Below are 7,482 nucleotides of genomic sequence, written 5' to 3'. Positions count from 1 at the left end.
GCGTGGTCAGCGCATCGAACTCGGTGAGATCGAGACCGCGTTGACCGAGCACGAATCGGTGGCGCGTGCGGTGGTGACGGCGAAATCCGATCCGCAGACCGGTGACCGGTTGGTGGGTTATGTGGTTCCCGCCCCGACGGCGGTCGTCGACACCGAGGCACTGCGCCGGCACCTGACCGACCGGTTGCCCACCTATATGGTTCCGGCGGCACTCATGGTGCTCGACGAGTTCCCGTTGAACGCCTCGGGCAAGCTCGATCGCCGGGCATTGCCGGAACCGGTGTTCGAGGTGCAGGAGTTCCGGGCGCCGTCGACCCCGATCGAGGAGATCGTGGCCGGAGTGTATGCCGACGTGCTCGGCGTGGAACGGATCGGCGCCGACGACGATTTCTTCACCCTGGGCGGCAACTCGCTGGTCGCGACCCAGGTCGCGGCGCGCCTCGGTGCCGCACTCGACACCACGGTGCCGGTGCGGGCGCTGTTCGAGGCGCCGACCGTGGCCGGTCTGGCCGTGCGGGTCGAACAGCACGCCGGAACCGGTGGCCGCCGGGCCCTCGAGGTCGGGCCGCGGCCGGAGCGGCTCCCGTTGTCGCTGGCCCAGCAGCGGATGTGGCTGATCAACCAGTTCGATCCGAGCTCGGCCGCCTACAACATCCCGCTGGCGATCCGGCTGTCCGGTGCCCTCGATACCGCGGCCATGCGCGCGGCGGTCTCGGATGTGCTGGAGCGGCACGAATCCCTGCGCACCCGGTACCCGGCGGACGCGGACGGGCTCCCGTACCAGGAGATCCTGCCGGTCACCGAGGTATTGCGCGGTGGGCTGATCACCGCGTCGGCCGACGATCCGCTGGCCCGGATCGGTGAACTGATGTCGGCCGGTTTCGATGTCACCCAGCAGGTTCCGGTGCGGGCGCTGCTGCTCGAGACGGGACCGGGCGAACATGTGCTCGCATTCGTCGCGCACCATATCGCCGCCGACGGTGCCTCGATGGCGCCGCTGGCCCGGGATCTGGTGACGGCCTATCTCGCCCGCGTGGGCGGCGACGCGCCGGGCTGGTCGCCGTTGCCGGTGCAGTACGCGGACTTCGCGCTGTGGCAGCGGACAGTGGTCGGCGACGAAACCGACGCGACCTCGGTCGCCGCCGGTCAGCTGGCCTACTGGCAGAAGCAGCTGGACGGTGTCGCCGGGGATGTCGAACTCCCGCTGGACCGGCCGCGGCCGCCGCTGCCGTCCATGCGCGGTGGGCTGACGAGTTTCGCGGTGGACGCCGAGGTTCACCGATTGCTGGACGAGTCCGCGCGAGCCCGTGGCGTGACATTGTTCATGGTGATGCACGCGGCGGTGGCGGTGCTGCTGTCCCGGCTCACCAACACCGGTGACATCGTGGTCGGCACCCCGATCGCCGGTCGCGGTGAGCAGGAACTCGACGATCTGGTCGGTATGTTCGTCAACACTCTGGCGTTGCGCACCCGGGTGGAACCGACCATGACCTTCGCCGATCTGCTCGACCAGGCCCGCGAAACGGATCTGTCGGCCTTCGCCAATGCCGATATCCCGTTCGAGCGGGTGGTGGAATCGGTGCTGCCGGGCCGCACCGGCGGGCACAACCCGCTCCTGAGCGTGGTGCTGGCCTTCCAGAACACCGAACAGCCCACCCTGGACCTGCCCGGGCTCACCGTGCAGGCACTGGGCGAACAGGCGCTGGCCGCCAAGTTCGATCTGCAGATCGGTATCGATCCGCAGCGGGACTCCGACGGTGGTTTCGGCGAGCTGTTCTCGGTGTTCGGCTACGCCACCGATCTGTTCGACGAGTCGACCGTGCAGTCCTTCGGCCGCCGGTTCGAACGGATCCTGGCCGCGGTGGCCGCCGACCCGCATATCCGGGTGGGCGATATCGATATCCTCGACACCGCCGAACGCGAACGGATGGCCGCTCCCGCGCAGCAGGTGGCGCCCGTAGCCAGCACCGGTACCGCGCTGCCGCAGACGCTGCGTGCCTCGGTGGAGGACGATCCGGAGGCACCCGCGGTGGTGTGGGGTGAGAACGAGATCACCTATCAGGAACTGGACGCGCGTTCGTCGCGGCTGGCACGGGTCCTGATCGCGGGCGGTCACGGACCGGGGACCGGTGTGGTCACGCGGTTCGATCGCGGGGTCGACGCGGCGGTCGCCATCTGGGCAGTGCTCAAGTCGGGTGCGGCGCTGGTACCCGCCGACGCGGTGGATGCCGCCGTGGCCGCGGGTCTGTCGGTGACGGCCGGTATCGCGGCGGGTTCGGCACCGGATGCGCCGCAGGTCACCTGGCTGGTCCTCGACGATCCGGATACCGTGGCGGAGATCGCGGCGCAGTCGTCGCGTCCGGTGACCTACGCCGACCGGGTCCGACCGCTACAGGGTGGCGACCCGGCCACTGTGGCAGTCGGTGGTCGTGTCCTGTCCTACGACGAGTTGGCCGGGGTGGTGGCCGAGGTGCACAGCGGTACCGAGCTGACCTACGAATCCCGGACCTTCCGGTACGGGCGTACCGACGGTCCCGCCGCGGTCGTCGAGATCGTGGCGGCCGGAGCGGTGGGCGCGGCGGTCGTCCTGGTCCCGGAGGTCACCGGCGAGGCGCTCGGCGACGAATGGGTCACACACCTGTGGGTCGACCGGGCGGGTCTGGACGCGCTGGATCCCGGCGTTCTCGAGGATCTGCTCGCGCTCGTCGTGGAGGAGAACGCACAGCCCGACGGCGCATGGGCCGAGGTGGAGCAGGTACTCGACCTCGACGCACTGCTGGACTGAACGGTCCGGGGACCGGCCTGCCGGTCCCCGGATCACCCGGCCCCGGCGCGGCCGGGCACGGGTCGGTGTCCCCGGGTGATGGCATCCTCGGTGGTAACAGTTGGGCGTCTCCGGCCCATGTAATGATGGACGACGGCGAGTCCGGCGGCGATCGATCGTGCCCGGGCGAGGTACCGCCCCAGCAGGTCGGTAGCGGTTTGCCGGTGGCGGGTGTACCGCCGTCGGAAGCGAACGAGGCAGGCAAGGCAGGTTGATGGGTTCGGTTGTCGGTGAGCAGTGTGACCACCACCAGGAAGTGATGCAGGCATGACCCGAACGGCGCGCACACGACCCACCCGGAACCGGCGGCCTCGGGGCACCACTCTGCCGCAGCTCATGGCGACGGCGGTCGAGACCAACCCGTCGGGTATCGCCGTCAGTTACGCGGACGCCACCGGTAACCTCGGCCGGCTCACCTACGCCGAACTGGACGAACGCTCCAACCGACTGGCCCGGTTGCTCATCGCCCGCGGGATCGGGCCCGAGGACCTGGTGGCGATCGGGATCACCCGCTCGATCGAGTCGGTGGTGGCGATCTGGGCGGTGGCCAAGACCGGAGCCGGCTACGTTCCGGTCGATCCGACCTACCCGGTGGACCGTGTCACACATATGGTCACCGATTCCGGCGCGGTCCTCGGCCTGACCGTGACGGAATCGGCCGCCGGTCTGCCCGATCGGGTGGAGTGGCTGGCCGTCGACAGTGCCGAGACCGCGGCCGGGCTGGAACAGTACCCGGCCGAACCGGTTTCCTTCGACGAGCGGCTGCGGCCGTTGCGCGCCGAACACCCGGCCTATGTCATCTACACCTCGGGTTCTACCGGTATGCCCAAGGGGGTGGTGGTCACCCAGGCCGGTCTGGCCGGATTCTGCGCGGAGCAGAAGGAGCGCTACCGGGTCGATACGACCGCTCGGACGCTGCATTTCGCCTCACCGTCCTTCGACGCCTCGGTACTGGAACTGCTGCTGGCGATCGGGGGCGCCGCGACCATGGTCGTGGTCGCGACCACCGTGTACGGCGGCGACGAACTGGCGGGACTGCTGCGCAGCGAAGGGGTGACCCATGCCTTCGTCACGCCTGCCGCCCTGGCCTCCGTCGATCCGTCCGGCCTGGACGAGCTGCGCGTCGTGATCACCGGCGGTGAGGCCTGCCCGCCGGATCTGGTGCGCCGCTGGGCCGGCACCTCGGCGAACGGGAACCCGCGCGAATTCTTCAATGCCTACGGTCCCACCGAGGCGACGGTCGCGGTCAATATCAGCGACCCCATGCGCCCGGACGCCCCGGTCAGTATCGGCGCCCCGATCCGCGGTGTCACCGAATATGTCCTGGACGAACGGCTGGCGCCGCTGCCCACCGGGGTGACCGGCGAACTCTACGTCAGCGGCGCCCAATTGGCGCGGGGCTACCGCGAACTGCCGGGGACGACCGCGCAGCGTTTCGTCGCGCATCCGTTCACCGACGACGGCTCCCGGCTCTACCGCACCGGCGATCTGGTGCGCTGGCTCGCCGATGGGTCGCTGGAGTATCTGGGTCGCAACGATTTCCAGGTCAAGATCCGTGGTTTCCGGATCGAGCTCGGTGAGATCGACGCGGTACTGGGCGGGCACGAGTCGGTCGATTTCGCCGTCACCGTCGGTTACGAGCCGCCCAGCGGTGCCACGGTATTGGCCGGCTATGTGCATCCGGCCGACGGTGCCGATGTCGATACCGACGAATTGCTCACGCTGGCGGCGAATCGCCTGCCCGCGTACATGGTTCCGGCGAGCATCACCGTGCTGGACACGATCCCGCTGACCCCCGGCGGTAAAGTCGATCGCCGCCGCCTGCCCCGACCGCAGCTGCGCACCAAGGAGTACCGGGCGCCGGAGACTCCGCTGGAGAAACAGGTCGCGGCGGTCTTCGCCGATCTGCTCGACCCCGCCGATCCGGTCGGTGCGGACGACGATTTCTTCGACCTCGGCGGTAATTCGCTGATCGCGGCGCAGGTGGCGGGCCGGTTGGGCGCCACCGTGGATGCCCGCATCCCGGCCCGCGTGCTGTTCGAAGCTTCCACCGTGGCCGAGTTCGCCCAGAAGCTGGCCGAACTCAGCGGATCGGGTGGCCGCGCGCCGCTGGTCGCGCGCCCCCGCCCGGACCGGGTACCGCTGTCGCTGGCACAGCAGCGCATGTGGTTCCTGAACCGCTTCGACGGAGCGTCGGCGGCCTACCATATTCCGCTGGCGATCCGGCTGTCCGGCGCATTGGATGTGGACGCCTTGCGGGCGGCGGTCGCGGATCTGGTGGCGCGGCACGAAGTCCTGCGCACAGTGTATCCGGAGACCGAGTCGGGACCGGTACAGGTGGTGCTGCCGGTGGGGGAGGCCGCACCGCAGTTGCAGATGCGGTCGGTGGCCGCCGCGGACGTGGTGACGATCGTCTCGGACATGGTGTCGACCGGGTTCGATGTGACGGCCGAAGTGCCGCTGCGGGTCACGCTGCTCCGGCTGACGGACGCCGCGGACGAATTCGTACTCGCGATGGTGGTCCACCACATCTCCGCCGACGGCGCCTCGGTGGGACCGCTGACCCGGGATCTGATGACCGCCTACGCCGCACGGGCGGCCGGTTCGGCGCCCGGCTGGGAGCCGCTGTCGGTCCAGTACGCCGACTACAGCATCTGGCAGCGCGAACTGCTCGGCGACGAGAGCGATCCGGATTCGCTGGCCGCCGAGCAGATCGGGTACTGGACCTCGGCGCTGGAGGAGCTGCCGGACCAGCTGGATCTGCCCGCGGACCGGCCACGACCGGCGGTCCAGTCGGTGGTCGGCGGCCGGGTGAGCGTCGGTATCGATGCGCAGACCCACGCCGGATTGCTGCGGATCGCCCAGCAGCACAACGCGACCCTGTTCATGGTCGTGCATTCCGCGCTGGCGGTGCTGCTGTCGCGGCTGTCCGGCACCGACGACATCGCGGTGGGCAGCCCGGTGGCCGGGCGTGGTGAGCAGGCGCTCGACGATCTGGTCGGGATGTTCGTCAACACCTTGGTGTTGCGCACCCAGGTCGATCGCGGGGAATCCTTCGCCGAGCTGCTCACGCGGCAGCGGGAGATCGATATCGCGGCGTTCGCCTACGCCGATGTGCCGTTCGAGCGCCTGGTCGAGGTACTCAACCCGGTCCGGTCGACCGCGCGCCATCCACTGTTCCAGGTCGGTTTCTCGTTCCAGAACCTGGCGCAGTCGAGCCTGGAGCTCCCGGGGCTGACGGTTTCCGGGGTGGACTTCGAGGTCGAGGTCTCCCAGTTCGACCTGCACCTGATCGTGGGTGACAGCTACGACGAGACGAACACACCGCGGGGTATCGCCGGGCACTTCACCTATGCCACCGCGCTGTTCGATCACGCGACGGTGCAGGGTTTCGCGGATCGGCTGACCCGGTTGCTCGCCGCCCTGGTGGCCGATCCCTCGGTACCGGTCGGGGATGTGGAGGTCCTGGCCCCCGCGGAGCGGACCGCGATCGTCGCGCAGCGCAATTCCACCGGTCATCGACTGGATTCGGCGGCGACGTTGGTTTCGCTGCTGGACACGTCGGTCGCGGCCGGTCCGGACACGGTGGCGCTGGTCGCCGCGGACGGTGCGCAGATCACCTACGCGGAATTGGGTGGCCGGGTCAATCGGCTCGCCAGATATCTGATCACGCAGGGCGTGGGTCCGCAGGATCGCGTGGTACTCGCGTTGCGGCGGTCGGTGGATCTGGTGGTCGCCATGTACGCCGTCGCCACGGCCGGTGGTGTGTATGTACCGGTCGACCCGGACCAGGCGGCCGAACGCACCGGCTACATCGTGGAAACCGCGGCACCGGTGTGTGTACTGACCACCGGCGATACCGGGATCGCCGACTCCGGTCCCGCCGCCGCGGTGGTGGTTCTGGATGCCCTCGATCTCGGCGGTTTCGATCCGTCCCCGCTGACCGATACGGAGCGGGTGGCGCCGTTGCGTGCCGCGGATACGGCGTACATCATCTTCACCTCGGGTTCGACCGGTCGTCCGAAGGGTGTGGCGGTTGCGCACGCGGCGATCGTCAACCAGTTGCGCTACATCGCCGAAGAGTTCGGGCTGGACTCGACCGATGCGATTCTCTTGAAGACCGCGGCCACCTTCGATCTGTCGGTGTGGGAGTTCTGGGCTGCAACGCTCTCCGGTGGTCGGACGGTCGTCGCCGCGGTGGACGGCCATCGCGATCCGTCGTATCTGAACGCGTTGATGGCCCGGGAGCGGGTCACCACGTTGACGGTGGTCCCGTCGATGTTGGACGCCCTGTCGGGCACCGACGACGGTCTCGCGGGTTCGTTGCGGCGGGTGCTGGCCATCGGTGAGGCGTTGCCGGCGGCGACGGCGCAGCGGATGCTCACCCAGTTCCCGGCTGTCGAACTGTTCAATCTGTACGGTCCGACCGAGGCGGCGGTGTCGATCACGACACATCGGGTGACCGCAGCCGATTCGGTATCTGTGCCGATCGGTGTGCCGCAGTGGAATTCGCGGGTCTATGTGCTGGATGCCAGGTTGCGGCCGGTACCGGACGGTGTCGCGGGTGAGTTGTATCTGGCGGGCGCGCAGTTGGCGGTCGGTTATTTCGGTCGTGCGGATCTGACGGCGGATCGGTTCGTGGCCGATCCGTTCGCGGT

1 protein-coding gene and 1 pseudogene are annotated in these 7,482 nt (G+C 69.0%); both read left to right on the top strand.

What is annotated here, in order from left to right; translation table 11 throughout:
* Positions 1-2,785, top strand: a 2,785-nt coding sequence (locus ACWCPQ_RS34820) for a condensation domain-containing protein (RefSeq protein ID WP_449907375.1), incomplete at its 5' end; no start/stop codon positions are given.
* A gap of 360 nt (positions 2,786-3,145) precedes the next feature.
* Positions 3,146-7,482 (top strand): annotated as a pseudogene (locus ACWCPQ_RS34815) (amino acid adenylation domain-containing protein); the annotation flags it as partial.

The organism is Nocardia sp. NPDC001965, from assembly GCF_053594175.1.
The sequence above is the reverse complement of the archived record's forward strand: the minus strand, read 5'-3'. Positions and strand labels throughout refer to the sequence as shown.